Annotated in this window: 20 protein-coding genes; 9 read left to right on the top strand and 11 right to left on the bottom strand. The window is 43.2% G+C overall.

From position 1 onward, the window contains the following. The first annotated feature begins 11 nt into the window (after positions 1-11). Positions 12-704, top strand: coding sequence for a response regulator (locus tag AAEM60_RS06440; RefSeq protein ID WP_299744943.1), 693 nt, complete (start codon positions 12-14; stop codon positions 702-704). 45 nt (positions 705-749) lie between these two features. Here the strand turns inward: AAEM60_RS06440 and AAEM60_RS06435 are convergent, their stop codons facing one another. Genes AAEM60_RS06435 through AAEM60_RS06425 form a run of 3 tightly spaced genes read right to left on the bottom strand, consistent with a single transcriptional unit; the run spans position 750 to position 3,798 of the window. Beyond that, the gene (locus AAEM60_RS06435; RefSeq protein ID WP_299744940.1) at positions 750-2,264 is read right to left on the bottom strand and encodes a tripartite tricarboxylate transporter permease; all 1,515 of its coding nucleotides are present in this window, start codon (positions 2,262-2,264) and stop codon (positions 750-752) included. Positions 2,265-2,276: 12 nt separating this feature from the next. Next, positions 2,277-2,735 (bottom strand): tripartite tricarboxylate transporter TctB family protein, encoded by a 459-nt coding sequence (locus AAEM60_RS06430; RefSeq protein WP_299744937.1) that lies wholly within the window; start codon positions 2,733-2,735, stop codon positions 2,277-2,279. Between the two features lie 55 nt (positions 2,736-2,790). Further along, on the bottom strand, positions 2,791-3,798 hold the full coding sequence (locus AAEM60_RS06425; protein ID WP_299745145.1) for a tripartite tricarboxylate transporter substrate binding protein: 1,008 nt from the start codon (positions 3,796-3,798) through the stop codon (positions 2,791-2,793). A gap of 233 nt (positions 3,799-4,031) precedes the next feature. On the opposite strand from AAEM60_RS06425, the gene AAEM60_RS06420 reads away from it, so the two are divergent. The 3 genes from AAEM60_RS06420 (at position 4,032) to AAEM60_RS06410 (ending at position 6,623) form a co-directional block, all read left to right on the top strand. Next, positions 4,032-4,340, top strand: coding sequence for a hypothetical protein (locus tag AAEM60_RS06420; RefSeq protein WP_341357698.1), 309 nt, complete (start codon positions 4,032-4,034; stop codon positions 4,338-4,340). A gap of 753 nt (positions 4,341-5,093) precedes the next feature. Then, entirely contained in the window at positions 5,094-5,819 is a 726-nt protein-coding gene (locus AAEM60_RS06415; protein WP_341357697.1) for a TerC family protein, read from the top strand. Positions 5,820-5,918: 99 nt separating this feature from the next. Then, positions 5,919-6,623: a DUF421 domain-containing protein gene (locus AAEM60_RS06410; protein ID WP_341357696.1), complete on the top strand. Its 705-nt coding sequence runs from the start codon at positions 5,919-5,921 to the stop codon at positions 6,621-6,623. Positions 6,624-6,656: 33 nt separating this feature from the next. On the opposite strand, the gene AAEM60_RS06405 is transcribed toward AAEM60_RS06410, so the two are convergent. Next, on the bottom strand, positions 6,657-7,706 hold the full coding sequence (locus AAEM60_RS06405; RefSeq protein WP_341357695.1) for an NAD(P)/FAD-dependent oxidoreductase: 1,050 nt from the start codon (positions 7,704-7,706) through the stop codon (positions 6,657-6,659). 184 nt (positions 7,707-7,890) lie between these two features. Between AAEM60_RS06405 and AAEM60_RS06400 the strand changes: the two genes are divergently transcribed. The 5 genes from AAEM60_RS06400 to AAEM60_RS06380 all read left to right on the top strand — a co-directional run bounded on the left by AAEM60_RS06400 (position 7,891) and on the right by AAEM60_RS06380 (position 13,257). After that, a complete protein-coding gene (locus tag AAEM60_RS06400) occupies positions 7,891-8,736 on the top strand; it encodes an ABC transporter ATP-binding protein (RefSeq protein ID WP_341357694.1) in 846 nt (281 codons plus the stop codon). Continuing rightward, entirely contained in the window at positions 8,687-9,616 is a 930-nt protein-coding gene (locus AAEM60_RS06395) for an iron-hydroxamate ABC transporter substrate-binding protein (RefSeq protein ID WP_299744918.1), read from the top strand. The genes AAEM60_RS06400 and AAEM60_RS06395 overlap by 50 nt, the downstream gene beginning before the upstream one ends. Positions 9,617-9,685: 69 nt before the next feature. Next, positions 9,686-10,690 carry an iron ABC transporter permease gene (locus AAEM60_RS06390; RefSeq protein ID WP_299744915.1) on the top strand — a complete coding sequence of 335 codons (1,005 nt, stop codon included), beginning with the start codon at positions 9,686-9,688 and terminating at the stop codon, positions 10,688-10,690. Beyond that, complete coding sequence (locus tag AAEM60_RS06385) at positions 10,690-11,697, top strand: iron ABC transporter permease (RefSeq protein WP_299744912.1); 1,008 nt, start codon at positions 10,690-10,692, stop codon at positions 11,695-11,697. Before AAEM60_RS06390 ends, AAEM60_RS06385 begins: the two co-directional genes overlap by 1 nt. 246 nt (positions 11,698-11,943) lie before the next feature. Beyond that, a complete protein-coding gene (locus AAEM60_RS06380; RefSeq protein ID WP_341357978.1) occupies positions 11,944-13,257 on the top strand; it encodes a TIGR00366 family protein in 1,314 nt (437 codons plus the stop codon). A 164-nt stretch (positions 13,258-13,421) separates the two neighbouring features. Here AAEM60_RS06380 and AAEM60_RS06375 read toward each other — a convergent pair whose 3' ends face one another. The 7 genes from AAEM60_RS06375 to AAEM60_RS06345 form a co-directional block, all read right to left on the bottom strand. After that, positions 13,422-14,405, bottom strand: a complete 984-nt coding sequence (locus AAEM60_RS06375; protein WP_341357693.1) for a bile acid:sodium symporter family protein — start codon at positions 14,403-14,405, stop codon at positions 13,422-13,424. Next, positions 14,402-15,799 carry an FAD-linked oxidase C-terminal domain-containing protein gene (locus AAEM60_RS06370; RefSeq protein WP_299744906.1) on the bottom strand — a complete coding sequence of 466 codons (1,398 nt, stop codon included), beginning with the start codon at positions 15,797-15,799 and terminating at the stop codon, positions 14,402-14,404. Before AAEM60_RS06370 ends, AAEM60_RS06375 begins: the two co-directional genes overlap by 4 nt. Before the next feature lie 330 nt (positions 15,800-16,129). Then, entirely contained in the window at positions 16,130-17,227 is a 1,098-nt protein-coding gene (locus tag AAEM60_RS06365) for a beta-eliminating lyase-related protein (RefSeq protein WP_299744903.1), read from the bottom strand. Between the two features lie 14 nt (positions 17,228-17,241). Continuing rightward, entirely contained in the window at positions 17,242-18,204 is a 963-nt protein-coding gene (locus tag AAEM60_RS06360; RefSeq protein WP_341357692.1) for an alpha/beta hydrolase, read from the bottom strand. A gap of 168 nt (positions 18,205-18,372) precedes the next feature. Beyond that, on the bottom strand, positions 18,373-18,984 hold the full coding sequence (locus AAEM60_RS06355) for a class F sortase (RefSeq protein ID WP_299744897.1): 612 nt from the start codon (positions 18,982-18,984) through the stop codon (positions 18,373-18,375). Beyond that, on the bottom strand, positions 18,984-19,775 hold the full coding sequence (locus tag AAEM60_RS06350; protein WP_299744894.1) for a DUF4397 domain-containing protein: 792 nt from the start codon (positions 19,773-19,775) through the stop codon (positions 18,984-18,986). Before AAEM60_RS06350 ends, AAEM60_RS06355 begins: the two co-directional genes overlap by 1 nt. A 156-nt stretch (positions 19,776-19,931) precedes the next feature. Then, positions 19,932-20,402 (bottom strand): DinB family protein, encoded by a 471-nt coding sequence (locus AAEM60_RS06345; RefSeq protein WP_299744891.1) that lies wholly within the window; start codon positions 20,400-20,402, stop codon positions 19,932-19,934. Between the last annotated feature and the right edge of the window lie 16 nt (positions 20,403-20,418).

Below are 20,418 nucleotides of genomic sequence, written 5' to 3'. Positions count from 1 at the left end.
GGGAGAAAGTATTGCGTAAGTGGAACGTATTCATTATAGAAGATGATATTCAAACAGCTGAGATCAACAGTCAGTACATTGCTCAAATGGAAGGATTTCAGGTAGGCGGGATCGCCACTACCATCGCAGAAGCCAAGAAAGTCTTACCTGTTGTTAATCCTGATCTAATCTTACTTGACGTCTACTTTCCTGATGGGACCGGCAGTGAATTTCTCTGGGAGATCAGAAAGCATTATCGCAGCACAGATGTCATCCTCGTCACAGCAGCAAAGGAAACCGACCATATCTCCAATGCCATCCGTGGCGGGGCATTCGATTATATCCTGAAACCCATCATCTTTAACCGATTTCAGGATACTCTACTAAAATATCAACACTATAAAGAGAGAATGAATGATTCTCAAGTCGAAAATCAACATGAAGTGGACAATTTGTTCAGTAGAAAGAAAAGCACGAGTAACATTCAGACCGTCCAACACCCCCCGAAAGGGATCGATACGATTACATTGGATTCCATACTTAAGCGGATAGAAACCGATCACAGCCTGGGCTATACTGCTGAGGAAATGGCGGGGGAAGTCGGCGTGACCCGTACAACAGCCAGGCGCTATCTGGAGTATCTTGTTTCACAAAAGAAGATTAAAGTGGAGCTTACATATGGAGGCGTCGGGAGACCTCAGAGAAAATATTTCTTTCAAGCTTAATAGAAAAGCAGTGAGGCATTCAGGGCTTCACTGCTTTTCTATTGATCATGCTTCTTTCTTCAGATCATGACTTTCCGTGGCCTTTCCTCTTTTCGTAAATCCTAAAATGGTAGGGAGAACAAGTGAAAGGAATGAAACAATCAGTAATCCGATGGTGATATTACTTTGAAAAAACACACTGTAAGAACCGTTTGATATTGTCATCGCCTGTCTGAACGATTGCTCCATCATTCCCCCCAGTATAAATGCGAGAATAAACGGAGGCGCAGGGAATTTAAACATTTTCAATAAATACCCTAACACGCCAAATCCTACAAGCAAATACAGATGGAACGTGTTGAAGCTGACTGCGTATACCCCTATTAAACAGAACACAATGATCAAAGCGATCAACAGCTGCTTCGGAATATATAAGATTTTTGCCAGTACCGGGATGAGCGGCAAGTTAAGTATCAATAGGAAAAGATTCCCGATATACATACTTGCGATGACTCCCCAGAAAACGTCCGGGTGATCCTGAAGCATCAATGGACCGGGCTGCACCCCTACAACAAGTAAGGCACCAAGTAATACAGCAGTGGTTCCAGACCCTGGTATCCCTAATGTTAACAAGGGAACGAATGCCCCGCTTGTCGCAGCATTATTGGACGTTTCCGGCGCAGCTAACCCCTTGATATTCCCTTTCCCAAAAGAAGAGGGCTCTTTAGATAAACGTTTCTCCGAAATATAGGAAAGGAATGAAGCGATCGTAGCCCCGGCTCCAGGCAGGACTCCCAAAATAAAACCAAGGACGGAATGACGGCCAATCGGTCCTGCCATCTCCTTTAATTCCTTCTTCTCAAGCTTTAAACTGCCAACAGCACTCTTCCCTTTCAACGTATTTTCATTCCGTGAGATAATTAACTGACAAACCTCGGATAGTGCAAATAATCCTAAAGCAATGATCAGAAAGTCGATCCCCTCTAATAAACCCGGGTTTCCGAATGTGAAACGCTGTGTACCTGTTTGCTGATCAATCCCGACAGTTGCGATGATCAATCCAATCGTCGCCGAGATCAGTGCTTTATTGGTGGACCCTTCGGATAAGCTGGATATCGCTGTCAGGCCCAGAAGCATCAATGCGAAATACTCAGTAGGACCAAACGTAATGGCAAGCTTGGCCATATAAGGAGCGACCAGCATAAGTGCCACCACACTTATTGTTCCACCCGCAAAAGACGATATGGCGGCTATGGCGAGTGCTTTGCCTGCCTTCCCCTGCTTTGCCATGGGATATCCGTCAAATGCTGTTGCCACTGTCCCTGAGATACCGGGGGCATTTAATAGAATAGAAGAAGTCGAGCCGCCAAACACGGCACCATAATAAACCCCTGCCATCAGGATCAATGCGGAAGCCGGCGACATCCCATAACTTAGGGGAATCATGATGGCAATGGCACTGATTGGACCCAATCCAGGCAGCATCCCGATGATCGTACCAGCCAACACCCCTATAAATGCGAAAAATAAATTTTCCGGGGTGAATGCTACTTGAAATCCATATAATATACTTTCAATCATGCCCGTCACCTCCTAAAAGGGTAGAATCCCCTGTGGTAATGTAATGTTGAGTAAATAGTTAAATGAATAATACATGATGCCTGAAAATAGAAAGGCCACTAATACCGTTGTGAGTTTCTTTCTAAAGCCCAATACAAACGGGATGACCAACAAAAATAGAATAGTAGATAATAAAAATCCGAGCGGTTCAAGTAAAAAAATATATATGAGCAGTGCTCCTAATACCGATAAAAGAATGATGACATCTTCTTTTTTGACATAACGTCTTTTCTTATCTTCTTCTGTATCATCCTTCGCCTGGAAGAACAAAACAACCGCCAAAATAATGAGCAGGAATCCAAGCCCCTTCGGAAGGACGTCACTATCGATGATGGCGTATGGAAATGCAGGAAGCTGAAAGCTGAGAGCTAAATAGATTCCAGCAAAAACTAGTAAAAGTATTGAGATGATTCGATCTGGTTTGGTTCTCATGTGATTCACTCCTAATCAAGAAAAGGAAGGAGCAGATGTTCTGCTCCTGGCCTTATTATTTTTTCAAGCCGATTTCCTCCATTAATGCTTCAATTTCTTTGTACTCTTCATCCAGGAAGGTACTGAACTCTTCTGAAGACATGTAGTTGTCCGTCCAGCCAAACTTGTCCCGCATTTCCTTCCACTGTTCCGTTTCGATCATGTCTTTAAACGCTTTCTCATAATAAGCAACGGCATCGGGATCCATATCCTTTGGACCTAAGAATCCACGCCATACAACAAATTCATCATCAATCCCTTGTTCTTTTAACGTCGGGAATTCTGAAACCGTATCTCCTTCCAAACGTTCGGGAGCTGTAATCGCCAGAACCTTCACCTTACCTGCACGAGCTTGTTCAGAAGCTTCCGCAAGGCCAGTGGAGTACACATCCACTTTTCCTCCGAGAAGCATGCTCATCCCAGATCCGTCTTGAGCCGAAACATATTTCAGCTTTTTAACATCTACCCCCGCTGCCTTAACCGCTTTTACGAACTGCATGTGATCCATGCTTCCCGGTGAAGAAACCCCCACAATGGATACTGATGTCGGATCCTTTTTTAATGCATCGACAAGATCATTCATCGTATCGTAAGGTGAATTCGCGTCTACCACAAAGGCTGCATAGTCAGCGATCACCCCGGCTATAGGTGTGAAGTCTTTGTGAGACAATGTCGACTGTCCGTTAAGGGGAACAAAGAACATCGGTGGAGACGTGACGAACATCGTGTGGTTATCCCCTTTTTTACTATCGATATATGACCAGCCGACAGAACCTCCTCCACCTGGTTTATTGACTACAGCCATACGCTCTTCAATGATTTTCTGTTCCTCCATTACCTTTGAAACAGTCCTGGCCGTCGTATCCCATCCTCCACCAGCACCAGCAGGAGCAACGACTTCAATTGGTTTAGATGGGGTCCATTCCCCATCACTTTCGGCGTTACTTGCAGAATCGGAACCCCCACATGCAGTGGTTACGACTAATAAACTTGATAAAAGAATAGCCATGATACCTGTTTTCATTTTCATCAACCATTTCCCCCTCTGATTATTATTGGTAACGCTTTCATTATAGAAAATTCAGAAACTTATTTAAATAAATCGTAAATAAACGGCAAAAGAAACTTTGTGGGTATATTGTTTATAAAGTTCACGGAATTGACTTATGTCTTATTTATCGGCTAAAACTAATTAAACCCTTTCAAAAAATCCACATATGATAAAGCAACTTCTTGATATTGAGAAAGGTGAGAGCAATGTTTAATCAACCATTCAGTATGGACAGACCGATACACGGAGGCGGAGGGCATGCGAGCTGGGGCAATGGACACGGGCACGCCACTTGGGGCCACGGAACAAGTTGGAACCAGGGAGGAAATTGGAATCACGGAGGGAACTGGGGTTATCACGGAGGTGGCTACTATCCTGGATTTGCGGCGGGAACGGTTACTGGCTTAGCTGTGGGGGCTGCAGCTTCACCGGGTCCTTACCCTGTACCGGTTCCAGCTTATCCTTACCCATATCCGTACCCTTACCCATATCCACCTCCCTACCCGCAACCTTAATAAAAGAAAGCTCTTTTCACAAAGATTGTTGTTTTCTAACATAGAATCTGCCAGGGCTCTGACAACCAGTTTATGCTGGATGGTGAGGGGAACTGCTCCGCTTGCAGCTAGCGTTCGGCCGAGCCTCCTCAGCTTAGCCGAACGGGGTCTCGGCACGCCCAAAATCCGCAGGAATCTGCGCAGTTCCCCTCACCATCTTTAACAGTATTTTCATGACAGAGCTTCAAGGGGTGCAAGAAACTAGAAAAAAATAATCCTTCTTCCTTAAAAGGAAAATCAATCTCTACTTACCTTAAATGAGATTGTTTGTTAAAATTCTTGTTTTAATTGTTTTCCGTTAAGAATTCATGCTCAGAAAGTTGATTGGAGCGGAAGGATGCTCGACTCCTGCGGGAATAGCTGGACAGGTGAGACCCCGGAGGCGCAGCCGATGAGGCTCACCGCCAGCCCCGCGGAAAGCGAGCATCCTGGAGCGGAAATCAACTATTACTTTCTCCTCTACAATAAGCAACAAACTTTACGAAAAGAGCCTAAAAAGAAAAACATCAAAAAACAAAGCTTCATCTCCTGGTAAAAGTGAGATGGAGCTTTCCTTTCATTATAGGTACTTATCCTTCATTGATTAAATAGTACAAGCATAAATTGGAAATATTTATCTTAGAAATAATAGCCGTTCAAAATTCCATCAATTGTGATACTATAGATAAGTTAGTGTTTCGTTCATAGTTTAGTAGAATCAAGGAGGAACTGAATATGGATTTCTTATTTCCACTTGGACTTGCCATCTCATCTGGAGCCATCATTGCACTATTAAAAATCATTGCAATCGATATCATACTTTCCGGGGATAACGCGATTGTCATCGCCATGGCAACGAGAGGATTACCGAAAGAACATCAAAACAGAGCGATTTTCTGGGGAACAGCAGGAGCTGTCATCCTGCGCATTTTCTTTGCTGCCATTATTGTTTACTTATTAAAAATCCCTTATGTTCATCTGATCGGCGGGGTCCTTCTTTTATGGATCGCTTACAAGGTACTGGTCGAAGGTGAAGGAGAAGCCAATATTAAATCTCACACCGGACTTAGACAAGCAATCACAACCATCATCATCGCAGATGCTGTCATGAGCCTTGATAACGTTGTGGCCGTCGCTGGTGCAGCACATGGACATATCGGTATGATTGCACTTGGAGTATTCATCTCGATTCCGATCATGATTTTCGGATCAAAGGCGATTGTCAGAGTACTTGAGAAGTACCGTTGGATCGCTTACCTTGGAGCTGGGATCCTTGCTTTCACAGCAGGGGAAATGATTGTTCGAGACGAGAAATTCCTACATTTACTCAATATCCATCATGGTCCAATCACTTATGCTATCACGATTGGGTTGACTGTTGCCGTATTACTTGTAGGTTATTTAGTCAATAAGCGTGCAGAAGCAGCTCATAATGGGAACGTTGAACAATATAACGCATAGTCATGAAAGATGCTTACATATGTAGGCATCTTTTTTGTTTTATGGAAGAATCTTTTGGGGATACTATATGGCAGTTGAAAGAAGTAAGGACGTGTTCGTTTGGATTTCTTTATGAGTCAGGAATCGTTGACTTCCCTGGAATGGATTTTACGCGCTATTTTTGGCTTTATGTTCCTAATTGTCATAGCTAAATTAATGGGGCAACGATCGATTTCACAGTTAAGGTTCCTTGATTTTGTTATGGCACTCTTAATAGGGAACATCATGGCTCACCCATTATCGGACGAAGGACTGGGATTGAAAGGCTCCATGCTCACCATGGGTACATTGGTGGCTCTCTATCTGATTGGGGTATACCTCAGTCTACATTCAACCTTCATACGAAAAATACTTGACCCCTCCCCCATTCCATTGATCGATAATGGGGAAATCCTATATCAAAATCTCAAGAAAGCACGAGTACCCTTAGACAGCCTTTTGTCTGAATTAAGAAAGCAGCAGACCGAGGAAGTTGAGAAGGTGGCGTTGGCCCTATGGGAAACCGGCGGAGAAATCTCCATATTTCTCAAACCCCAATACCAGCCTGTGACTCAAAAGGACCTATCCCTGTCTCCAAAGGGGTTCGATCTCCCCATGCCCGTTATTGAAGATCGGAAAATTAATCAAACTCTCTTACTCGAGCTTGATAAGGATGAAAACTGGCTGCATGATCAGCTAAAGACCCTTTACAATGTCACCGTGCACGATGTATTACTTGCCACGATTGATAAACAAGAGCACATTAAGATCTATTTGTATAAATAAAGCTCTCCCCGCATGTGGAGAGAGCTTTATTCATTACTTCATCATCTGCTTGACCAGTTCTTTGTTTCTCTTCTTGAATACTTCGTTATGAGAAGAGACCATGGCGTCTTTATTTGCTTCAGGCTGAATGAATTGCTTCGCTTTATTAACTGCGTTTGCAGCGTCCTGGAATGCTCCCGCAATCAAGTTTACCTTTCCGTCATGTTTCAAGATGTCACCCGCTGCGTAAAGACCTTCGATCGATGATTCGCTGTTTGTCGTACCGGCTATGTAATACTGATCGATCATGTCGATATTCAATGAACTATTTTTTAGCAGGGATGTATCTATTTCATATCCATGATTAATGATTACTTCATCAATAGGTAAATAGGAAACCTCTCCTGTCTGATGATTGGTCAGTTGTACCTTTTCAATGGTTTCATGATCTGCGGCCGCAATCAGCTTGGTAATCGATGTGTTGAGCAGGCAGGAGGCCGAACTGTTCATGAGCTGGGCACATTGAGCTTCGTGTCCGTTCAACGCTTCCTTCCGGTAGGCAACATACACTTTCTTCGCTACGTGTTCTAGTTCATTTGCCCAATCGATGGCTGAGTTCCCTCCACCTGAAATGATGACCGTCTTATCTTTAAACCTTTTTAATGACTTGACTGTGTAGTTTAAATTAGAAACTTCAAATCGCTCTGCCCCTTCGATATCAAGCTTTTGAGGGTTAATGATTCCGCTTCCCACTGCGATGATGACCGTTTTTGAGTAGTGCTTTTCACCTGATGAACCTTCTAATATAAAGATACCTTCTTCATTACGTGTAATGGATTCAACTTTTTCGTTTAAGACGACAGTGGGATCGAAAGTCAATCCTTGTTGAACCAGCTGCTCAATTAATTTGGCCCCGGGAATCGGAGTGAGCCCCCCTACATCCCAAATCATTTTCTCAGGATACACATGTATCTTTCCACCCAATGTTGGTTGAAACTCGATGATCTTTGTTTTCATTTCTCTAAGTCCACTATAGAAAGCTGAGTAAAGTCCCGCTGGACCTCCCCCAATGACTGTCACATCAAATAGTTCATGATTATCCATTTCCGTCCACTCCTTGAGCAACCAAGATATAATTGATTATCATTCTCAATTACATCCTACCTCTTTTTTTATGCTTTGACAATACAAATTTCTATTGACATTAGTAAAAAAGGATTATAGTATTTTAATTGTTCGAGATTGAGAATCATTATCACTTTACTAATCTATAAACGGAGGTCTTAAAATGGTTCGCCTCTATACAAACGAATTAAACATTGGCTACGGTGAACGCCTCATCGTGAAAAACTTAAGCGTGGACATCCCTGATAAAAAAATCACAACGATCATTGGTTCGAATGGTTGTGGAAAATCGACTTTACTGAAAGCGATTACCCGTATCATCCCCCATCATTCCGGTAACGTCCTGTTAGATGGTGAAAACATTTTTAAAGGCAATACAAAGGAATTAGCGAAGAAGATGGCGATTCTTCCGCAAACTCCTGAGAGTGCCAGTGGACTGACGGTAGGAGAATTGGTTTCATATGGTCGTTTCCCTCATCAAAAAGGAATGGGCCGTCTATCGAAGAAAGATTATGATGTCATCAACTGGGCGCTTGAAGTGACAGGTACCCTGGAGTTTAAGTACAGGGAAGTCGATGCCTTATCAGGCGGTCAGCGACAACGCGTCTGGATTGCCATGGCTCTTGCCCAGGAAACAGATATCATCTTCCTTGATGAACCGACTACATATTTAGATATGGCTCACCAGCTGGAAGTACTGGAACTTCTACAGAAGCTGAATAGAGAACAGGAACGCACCATTGTGATGGTCCTCCATGATTTAAATCAAGCTGCACGATTTGCCGACTATATCGTTGCTTTAAAAGAAGGAGAAATCGTGAAAGCAGGAAATTGTGAGGAAGTCATCACCCATGAGGTCCTGAAAAAAGTATTCCAAATCGACGCTGAGATAGGTAGAGATCCTCGAACAAACAAGCCAATGTGTTACACATATAATCTATTAAAAGGAGAAGATCAACATGAAGAAATGGCTCATCCCGTTTACTCTGCTGTTAGTGCTGCTCGTTAGTGCCTGCGGCAACAGCTCTACGAAAGAAGATGGCTCGGACTCAAAAGAAAAAGAAAACAAATCTTCTGATACCATCACCTATCAATCAGAAAATGGACCTGTTGAAGTACCGGCAGATCCACAGCGCGTAGTCGTCCTATCCTCATTTGCCGGTAACGTCATGGCACTTGATGTGAATGTTGTAGGTGTGGACTCATGGTCAAAAATGAATCCTCGTTGGGATAAGGAATTAAAAGATGTGGAAGAAGTAACCGACGAAAGCTTGGAGAAAATCATTGAGCTTGATCCTGATTTAATCATCGGTCTATCCAATATTAAAAATGTCGATAAGTTAAATGAAATTGCCCCTACTGTTACATACACTTATGGAAAAGTAGACTATTTAACGCAGCACATCGAAATTGGCAAACTACTAAATAAAGAAAAAGAAGCGACAGAATGGGTGGATGACTTCAAGAAGCGTGCCCAGACTGCAGGAGAAGACATCAAAGCGAAAATTGGAGAAGATACAACCGTTTCCGTTATTGAAAGCTTCAATAAGCAATTATACGTTTATGGAAACAACTGGGGTCGCGGTACGGAGATCCTTTATCAGGAAATGGACCTGAAGATGCCTGAAAAAGTAAAAGAACAAGCGTTGGAACCTGGATATTTCGCTCTTTCAACAGAGGTTATGCCTGAGTATGCCGGAGATTATCTGATTATAAGCAAAGATCCGAAAGCAGATAACTCATTCATGGAAACAGAAACATACAAAAACATTCCTGCTGTTAAGAACAATCAAGTATATGAAGTGAACATGATGGAATTCTACTTTAATGATCCATTAACACTTGATTACCAGTTGGATTTCTTCAAAGAGAAATTTCTAGGCAACTAATTTGTAAAGGGGATTCTTATCACAAGAATGCCCTTTCTTTCTACTCCAATAAAGAAAAGATGATTGATTATGAAAACTCAAAATCAGCGAATTCCATTTTTTTATAAATTAATCGGGGCCACCTTCTTATTTGTTGCTGCTTTTCTTATATCTGTGGTGTATGGGGCTGCGGAAACAACTGTGAAGGACGTATGGCTTGCATTGACTCCTGCCGGTGACGGAGATAAGGTAACCATCCTGAGGGAGATCCGCTTCCCCAGGGAAGTTGCTGCCATTGTTGTTGGAGCTTCTTTAGCCGTATCGGGAGCCATCATGCAGGGCATGACGCGAAATCCCCTTGCAGACCCGGGGTTACTTGGATTGACAGCGGGAGCAAACGCAGCATTAGCCGTTGCTCTTGCCTTTTTTCCTTCCATCAGCTACTACGGCATTATGATTGCTTGCTTCATCGGCTCTGCTGTTGGGGCATTGTTGGTATTTGGCATCAGCTCAATGAAACGGGGCGGCTTCTCTCCCTTTAGAATTGTATTGGCCGGTGCTGCCGTTTCCGCCTTTTTATTTGCCATTTCTGAAGGAGTCGGTCTCTATTTTAAGCTTTCCAAAGATGTGTCAATGTGGACGGCCGGTGGAATGATCGGGACAACCTGGAATCAGCTTCAAGTGATTGTTCCATTTATTTTATTCGGTATCGTGGTTTCAATCTTTTTATCCAGACAACTAACGATACTAAGTTTAAATGAGGAAGTTGCCGTCGGATTGGGTCAACGTACGGCCTTTGTGAAAACCATCCTCTTTATCGTGATCGTTCTACTTGCAGGGGCTGCCGTTGCCCTTGTCGGGAATATGGTATTCATCGGCTTGATGATCCCCCATATTGTCCGGGCTGTGGTTGGGACAGATTACCGCTTGATCATCCCCATCTCCACCCTGTTTGGAGCAACATTCATGTTGCTCGCAGATACGCTCGGCCGAACAATCAACACCCCATACGAAACACCTGTGGCAGCGATCGTCGCGATGATGGGCTTACCTTTCTTCCTATTTATCGTGCATAAAGGAGGGAAAGGCTTCTGATGATACATCCGGATTTGATCAAAAAACAACGATTACTTCTTATTGGACTACTAATCCTTATCGCAGCAACAACATTTATTAGTATTGGACTGGGCTATTCTTCTGTTTCATATGATCGTCTACTGCCTACTATTTTAGGTGAAGGGTCATTCAAAGAAGAATTCATCCTATTTTCCATTCGTTTACCCAGAATCATCATTACGATTTTGGCCGGGATGGCCCTGGCCCTTTCCGGTTGCATTTTACAAAGTATCACACGTAATGACTTAGCGGATCCAGGTATTATCGGAATCAATTCCGGGGCAGGGGTTTCCATCGCCATCTTCTTCTTATTTTTCCCGATAGATGCCGGTTCATTTGCATATCTGCTGCCGATTGTTGCTTTCGCAGGAGCTCTTCTTACAGCCTGCCTCATCTATATGTTTTCGTATAGTAAGCGGAATGGGATTCAGCCCGTCAGGTTGGTCTTAGTAGGGGTCGGATTCTCCATGGCTCTGTCGGGACTCATGATCATTCTCATCTCCAGTGCGGAACGGGCTAAAGTGGATTTCATTGCCATGTGGCTGGCGGGGAATATCTGGGGGTCAGACTGGCCGTTCATCTGGGCGCTTCTACCGTGGCTCGTGATTCTGATTCCATTTGCCCTCTATAAATCCCAGATGCTGAATCTTCTTGGATTAAGTGAACCAGTCTCTGTCGGTGTAGGAGTTTCCATCAACCGTGAACGTTTCATCATGCTGATGGTAGCTGTTGCCTTAGCCGCATCAGCTGTGTCCGTTACAGGTGGAATCGCCTTTATCGGATTAATGGCTCCCCATATCGCCAAAGCATTGGTCGGACCACGGAATCAAATGTTCATCCCGATTGCCATACTGCTTGGCGGATGGCTATTATTACTCGCTGACACAGTCGGTCGTAATATCCTGGAACCCGATGGCATTCCAGCCGGGATCATGATCGCTCTGATTGGGGCTCCTTACTTTATGTATTTATTGTTGAAGAAATAAGATTGGGTTAAGAGGCTTTAGGGACGGACCTTGGGGTATGCTATTTTGATAGAAGAATGTGATAGGAATGGGCTTTTGTGTGTTTTAGGAGATGCGTGGAGGTCCGTCCCTCTTTACCAGTCTCTCTCTGCCTAGAAGTTAACTACTGTTATGTAGAAACCTGCAATTTCCTTTTATTTTTGATTAGGGACATGTATTTATTTTACATTCAATATAATGTAACAACCACCGAAAGGAGTTGTTATGATGTTATCTTCCATTGCAGATCGAGTCTCAAGAGTTGTACAGCGTTACTTGCCAGATGCTTTTGTCATTGCAGTTCTCCTTACTTTATTTGTTTTCATAGTTGGATTTATTACGAACCCTGAAGAACCCATTACCCTCGTTAAATCCTTTGGAGATGGATTTTGGGTTTACCTTACGTTTACCATGCAGATGGTTCTCCTTTTACTTACCGGGATGGTATTAGCAGCTGTACCCGTTGTTAAAAAAGGACTGGCATCAGTAGCAGGACTCGCAAATACTCCTACTAAAGCTTATGTTCTTACGTTTGTGGTATCTGCTTTCGCCTATTATATTAACTGGGGACTTGCGGTTGTGGTTGGGGCTATTTTTGTACGTGAGGTAGGTAAGCGAAATCAGGATGCACACTTTCCTCTCCTTGTTGCAGCAGCCTATTCACCAACTGTCCTTTACACCGCTGGTTTATCAAGTTCAATCGGTTTAACTGTTGCTACAAAAGATCATTTCTTAGCAGATGTGATGGGTGTAATCCCTACTTCAGAGACCATATTCAATCCTTCCACTCTCATTATTTTTGCTGTCTTATTTGTTACTATGCCTATCGTCATTTGCCTCATGGCTCCTAAAACAAACATTAAACCTTATCAGGAAAAAGAAGTTTCTTTGAAAACAGAAACCTCATCACAAGAAGCGGATACACCTGCTCTTAAACTTGAACAAACGCCCGTATTAGGTATTGTAACAGGTATTGTTGGATTAATTTATGTGATAAATGAATTCGTGATCGGAAGAGATTTGGACTTGAATATCATTAATATCTTATTTCTTTCACTGGGCCTTATCCTTCACCGTTCACTTGGACAGTTTGGGAATGCTTTTAAAGAGGCTGTTGGTTCAACTTCTCCGATTATCTTGCAATTCCCATTCTACGCCGGGATCATAGCCGTTCTTTCAAGTTCCGGATTGGGTCAAACCATCATTGATGGTATGACATCCATTGCAAATAAGGAAACCTTTGATGTCTTTACTTATTGGTCGGCAGGGGTTGTAAATATTTTAGCTCCTTCGGGTGGAGGTCAATGGGCATTACAAGGTCCTTTACAGGTTCCAGCAGGAATGAAGTTAGGGGTTGATCCTTCAACGATTGCAATGGCCGTTGGCTGGGGAGATGCATGGACGAACCTGATTCAGCCATTCTGGGCGCTTCCAATATTGAGTATTGTTGGACTTCATATTAGACATATCATGGGCTACTGCTTCTTACTGGCTATCTGGGTTGGAGTTATTACTACCATCTTATTGCTATTCTTGTATTAAGGAACTTTTTTAAAGTTGATGCTCAGAAAATAGTTAGGAATATTTTCATTTGAAAAGGACTGGTCCACTCAAAGTGGATCAGTCCTTTTCCCCTACTGCCTCAATCTCTTAAAAAATGAGAAAATCATGTTTTTTCACTTCAACCATATCAAGTCTTATCGTTTTCATAACCTTGCATTCGGACTAGCTGCCCGAGGCACAAATTCCTCCTCTATCTCTTCCTTCACAGGTTTCTTACTCCAAAACGTCGCAAGAATCGGTCCTGAAATATTATGCCATACGGCCGCAATGACACTTGGTAATGCCGCCAGCGGTCCAAAGTGGGCAGTGGCCAGTGCCACCCCAAGTCCGGAATTTTGCATCCCGACTTCAATCGAAATCGCTCTCCGCTTACTTTCATCTAATTTCATCAGGGCTCCCGTGCCATATCCCAGTCCAAGTCCAAATAGGTTATGCAGGATCACAGCTGTAAAAATGATCGCTCCTGAAGTTGCGATATTATTGACATTTGCAGAAACGACCGCCGATACAATAATAATGATCGCCAATACTGAAATCAACGGAATGACATTTAAACTTTTTTCCACTGTGCTCGGGAATAGTTTACGAATGACTAACCCAAGAGTGATTGGAATGATGATCACTTGAACGATGGAGAGAAACATGGCAATCGGATCGACAGGCAGCCACTGACCTGCCAAAGCGAATAAAATCAGCGGAGTCGCAATGGGGGCCAGTAATGTTGATAGTGATGTCATGGCAACAGATAATGCCAGATTCCCTTTTGCCAGATACACCATGACATTGGATGCTGTCCCACCAGGAACCGACCCCAATAATACTAATCCGGCGGCTAATTCATTCGGTAGATTCAGTATATACGCTATCAATAGGGCACCTAACGGCATGATGATAAATTGGGCCATTACTCCAGTGATGACAGGCAACGGCTTCTTAAGAACCAGCTGAAAGTCAACGGGCTTTAACGTAAGTCCCATACCGAACATCACAACACCTAATAGAATCGTTATATAGCCACCCAAAGGGAGGAAAGGAGCAGGAACAAAATAGGCTACCGCCGCTACGAGGATGACCCAAATAGCGAAATACTTTCCTGCCAGATTACTGATCGTTTCGAGAAGTTTCATTTTTTTTCCTCCTTCTTTTTATGTACTAGTTTATGAGGATTAAAGATTCCATTTGGATCTATGGCCAGCTTGATTTTTTCCATGACCTGCAAAGCACCACCGTGTTCCCTCTGTTGATACTTCATCTTTCCGACTCCTACACCATGCTCTCCCGTACATGTGCCATTTCGTTCAAGGGCATATTCCACGATTTGTTCGTTATATATTTCCGCTCTCTTCACCTCTTCAGGGTCGTTTAAATCAATCATGAGTGATGTATGATAATTTCCATCACCCACATGTCCGAGGATTCCCCCTATCAACTCTAATTCTTCCAGCCTTTTTCGTGCATGCAGCACGGCACCGGACAGTTCTGAAATGGGCAGGCACACGTCAGTCACCATGAGCTTCCTTCCTGGGTTTCCATGTACATAAGCATAGGCAAGATTATGTCTCGCTTCCCACAATCTATTCCTTGCAGCAGTGTCTTCTTCAAACATAATCTCTTCACAGTCATGATCGGCCATAATCTCTTTGGTGAAATCTACATCTTGTTGGAGACCTGCTTCATTACCATGAAACTCAAGAAAAAGAGTAGGTTTTTCTTTATAATCCGTCTCACTGAATCGATTTACTTGGACCATCGATGGTTCATCCACCAGCTCCACTCTCGCAATCGGAATGCCGGCTTGTAAAATGGACACGACCGCTTCCACTGCATCATTTATATGATTAAACGATGCACGTGCCGCAACAATATACTCAGGTATGCCATATACGCGTAGGGTCAGCTCCGTAATACATCCCAACGTGCCCTCTGAACCTACGAATAAACTGTTTAAGTGATAACCGGACGATGATTTCTGAGCCATGTTTCCTGTGTGAATCACCTCTCCATCGGGAAGCACCACTTCTAAATCCCGTACCTGATCCCGCATGACTCCATATTTTACAGAAGTCGTCCCACTCGCATTCGTGGCTGCCATGCCTCCAAGGGTCGCATCAGCACCTGGATCCACTGAAAAAAAGAGACCGTATTTCTTCAATTCCTTATTCAACTGAGAACGTGTAACACCAGGTTGAACTTTTACGAGAAAATCCTTCTCCCTCACCTCGAGTATTTTATTCATCCGGGAAAAATCAATGGTAATTCCTTTATCATATGGAATCACATGACCTTCAAGGCTTGTACCCAGACCAAACGGGATAATGGGTGTGTGATGGGCGGCTGCCACCTTCACAATCGCGCTCACCTCCCCGGCACTCTCAGGGAACACCACTATTTCCGGAGAGCTCGGCCTATGATAGGACTCATCCTTCCCATGCTGCTCTAAAATCGTTTCATTCACCGTCACCCGATGACTGCTTAAGATTTCACCTAATTCATCGAACAAACCACTACTCTTTACACTCATACGCCTTCTCCCCTTCAAAAAATGTATAATGTATCGAATTATACCTAATAATCAGAATATTTCAATAGTAAATAAGATGTTTCTTTCTCCGGAGAGGGACGGACCTCTATTTATGTTAGAGGAATGTGATAGGGACGGGATTTAATTCTGAATAAAGTAAAGGGTGAGAGGTCCGTCCCTCCAAAAGAAGCGGCACGGTGAACTGAGGGACGGACCTCCAAAATAGTGATTTATGAGAAGAATGCTGAAATGGCAAGGATTCTGTATTGGTGGAGGTCCGTCCCTCAAAAAAAGTGGCACCGGAATCATCCGGTACCACCATACAATCCTTTATTTTTCTATCAGTGTCTTCAATTTTTCATCCAACACCATAAATAACTTAGCCAATTCTTGTTTTGGAACGTTCTCGTATTGATCTCCTACGCTTACTTCATACGCACACTCATTTTCAGTCACTTCTTTTACATATCCCGTTAAACCAATACCTGTCTCGTCATACACTTTCATCAAAATCGTTTCTATTTCTTTTTGTGGATAGTGAAAGAAGACATGAAACATATTGGAAACAGGCTGTTCAGGAAGAGTCGATGCACCCTGGCAGCCGTTAAAAAGACCGGCAAGTTCTTTTGCTCCTTCATAATACTGTTCCATTTTGTTGATTCGTTGATCAAAATAATGGTCTGCACTCAGGATGTATGGATAGAGGCTGATGAGATCACCGCCATGACGTCTTTTCCATACCTTTGATTCTTTGGTAAACTCCTCGCTTCCGGCCAGGATCGCACCTGCAATTCCTCCGATTCCTTTATAGAATGAAATATAAACACTATCGAAAAGGGCGCAGATTTCCTCTGCTGATTTCCTATAATGGGGCAGGATTTCATAGAGCCTTGCACCGTCTAAATGGATCCTGATTCCTTTATCCCGGCAGTATTCAGAGATGGCTTCAAGAGTCTCATAGTCCGGAAGTTGACCGCCTATTTCCCTTTGAGGCAGCTCTAACAGTAAGCAAGCAATGTCCTCTTCAAGATCCATCACGTCTTCCAGTCCGATCACACAATCCTTGTCTGCTATTAGAATCGGTTCAATTCCATGTAATTTCTTCAGCCCATCTTCTTCATGAATCTCTAAATGACATAAAGGATGGTACGCCACTCTGTGCAACTCTTTTTGATCGCACCAGATACGCAGGGCGATCTGCTGAGCCATCGTGCCGCTCGGAAAGAAAATGGCACTTTCTTTTCCCAGGAAGTTTGCCATCTTCTTTTGGAACTCCTCTATTATCCTTCCTGATCCGTAAATATCACTTTCCAAGTCACCATCTACATCTACTAAAACATCTTTAAGAACATCCAGATTTCGTTTCCCATTTCCCTGAAGTTGAAAAGCAGTCTGTTTATACGCTTCAAATAAAGTCTTTTCTCCCATCGTTTTGCTCCTTTTTATGAGTTCATCACTTTTTCAATGAATCCCTTCACTCGTTTCTTGTATTCCTCTTCTTCTACCGTAAAGCCTTCTGTGTGCCCGGCGCCTGGTACTATCCATAATTCTTTCATGCCATTCGTTGCTTCGTACAGGCGATTAGCCATTTCGGTTGGAACGAGTTCGTCCTGATCTCCATGAATGATGAATAGAGGTAATTGATTTTTCTTCACCTGTTCGAGTGCCGAGGCTTCACTGAACGTATAGCCTGCTCTCACCTTCGTCACCAAACTCGTTACCTCCATAATCGGAAATGGCGGCAAACGGTAAAGATATCTTAATTGGTGAGTCAGCTCTTCTTTCAATGAGGTATATCCGCTGTCGGCAATGATTCCTTTCACCTCTTCTGGGAGGTCCTCACCACTCGTCATCAATACGGTTGCTGCCCCCATGGAAAAACCGTGCAAAAAAATAGATTCTTCACCTTTTTCATTGATTAAGAGATTGATCCATTCTTTATAATCCAATCGATCGTCCCAGCCATATCCGATATAATCCCCTTCACTTTTCCCATGCCCTCTCGCATCGGGTTTTAGAATATTGTATCCTTCCTCGTAATAGAATCTTGTGACTTCAGGCATCTGCTCGCTGTTCCCTTTATACCCATGGGCCAGGATAATGGATTTTCCATTCGGTGACTCATTTTCAAGATATTGAGCTCTAAGGGTCAAGCCGTCCTCTGTTTCGACCTCAACTGTTTCAAAGTTCCGCTTTCGTGTCCAGTTCCTTAATTCTTCTAATCTCTTTTGTTCTTCCTCCAAGGCGCTGACGGCTTCAACCGCTTCGTCTGTTCCGCCATATAATTCTATAGCCTCATTACTTCTATTAATGGCCACATCATAAAAATAGTTCCCGGCTACAATAAGTGCTACCACCAATAACAACAGCAAACTGCTCATGATCCATGCGATACGTTTTTTCATGACATGGTCCCCTTCGTACAAGTAGTTAAGTCTATTTTACTTGAAGCCGGTGTGAGTTTCATAGAATAAAGCACATACATATGTGTTATTTTCTACAGCTTTTCCACATTCAACATCACCTAGACGAAATAAAAGAGCTTATCTTCCACGTAATGGGAGATAAGCTCTTCACATTCCTTTATTCTCTTCTGCCAGTTCTGTAAAGACAACCAATCGTTCTACGTAATTATGGATTTCCTGGTCAAAATAACCTGTGCACGTAATCAAATTAAGCATGCGTTTTTCACTTGGACCGAAAATGGTTCTAAGAGGTGCGTCGTCTTTTTGATAAGCGACCTTTTCCCTTACTACAAATGTCATAGTGTCTCCATCTTCATCTTGTAAATGGATCTCATCCCCAGGCTCAAGCTCTTTTAGTTCAAAAAAGACAGCAGCCTTTTTCTCATCATCTACATGTCCAGCCAAAACGGCATTCCCTTTTTCTCCTGGTTGAAAGCCCGGTTCAAACCATGCCACATCCTTTCCGTTATCCGGAAGCTCCATATTCCCTTCCTTATCGAGCCCGAATCCCTTGATAGGTGCTTCGAGATCAAGCTTCGGTATGGAAAGAATAGCTGGTGTCATACTGTATTCTTCTTTTTGCGGTTCAGGAGTAACGGGATGAACAGGTTGTTCAATGGTGGATGATTGAACTTCACTTTCCGTAACCGATTGAGGCTCTTCGGCAGCACATGCCGCGAGAAGAGCCATCAAAGGGATAGACAATAGAAGTCGTTTCATTATTTTTGCAGTTTTCTGCGTGTAACATATAGTAGTGCCGCTCCACCTAATACTGCCGTTGCAAGTACGATTGGAAGAGTAGAAGACGATTGAGTCGCTGCTCCACCCATACCTGTTTCAGGCATGCTGCCAGGCATTAATGTATAATCTTTCAGGACAAGTACTTCCAATTGAGCTGCTGTATTGATTGCGAACACGCTGTATACTGTGTTTTCTTCAAGCATTGTTCCAGACAGGTCCAACACTTGATCTCCTTCTGGTGTTCTGATCTCTAAATCATAGGTTCCTGGATCTAGCTCCTGATAATCCGTGATTGCTTTGAACTCAGCTCCACTGAATAATGAGTCTCCACCCACAAGACCAACATCAACCGTTGGTGCATCCGGGGAAAGATGTCCGACACGTACCTTCGTCATTCCTTCTGTTACATCCATTGAATCCTGCGCTACTACTAATTCCAGGTTTTCAACTGTATTAGCAGCCGCTACTGTGTAAGCCATCCCTGCTTCAACCGTTAAATCTTGAGAAATGACAGGATCTTCGCTTCCCATTGTTCCTGCAGCATAAATTTCAACTTTATGATCCCCTGCAGGAAGATTCATATAATCTGTTGCTGCTTTAAATTCTGCACCTTCAACCACTGCATTCCCATCCACATACACATCGACAGCCGGAGCATCGGGAGAAGCATGAACAATACGCACCATCGCATCATTCTCAGCCGCAAACGCACCTCCAGCCAGTGATAACATTAACATGACCGTTGCCAAAATCGAGAAAATCTTTTTCATTTCTTCCACTCCTTTTGTGTGTTGTACAAGTTTTGTATTTTACTTGTACATATAATGTATAACTATTAGAGGGATATATCAACTAATAAACTGCCCGGTTAGCACATTCAACTCTCTGAACCATTTTTACCCACAAAAAGGGGGCATAAGTATTGCCTATTCAAACAGCGAAACCCCGGGATCCCGATCACAACAGTGAACAAGAACCGCATGAAGCTGGCCTCTATGATGATAAAGATGAGCTGTGATTTCAACGAGCCATTCGAACTTGGTGTAAGTTACACCCCAATAGGACGAGGTTTCTTCTTTGAGCATTTCGTCACTTAAACATGAGACCCGTTCTTTTAAATCGTTAACATTATTGATCAGTTCTTCTTTCATCTCGGTGAGGGTATGTAGGGTTTTACTTGAGTAGTACGATTCCAATTCTTCTTGGGCAGCTCCTGTAGCTATGATGTAATCCGCCCTGCAAATGAGGGCTAAATGTGAAAGCAACTCCCCAACTGAATGCTTAGTTGAAGTCGGTCTCTTATCTAAGTCTTCATCCGAAAGACGATCCATTATGTTGATAATAGAGGTAACCGCCACTTCGATTTGATGCAGCACACTTTTACAGTAAAAGTTCATTCTCATTCTCCTAATA

The organism is Rossellomorea sp. y25, from assembly GCF_038049935.1.
Taxonomy (GTDB): Bacteria; Bacillota; Bacilli; order Bacillales; family Bacillaceae_B; genus Rossellomorea.
This window is presented reverse-complemented; position numbering and strand designations above follow the sequence as displayed.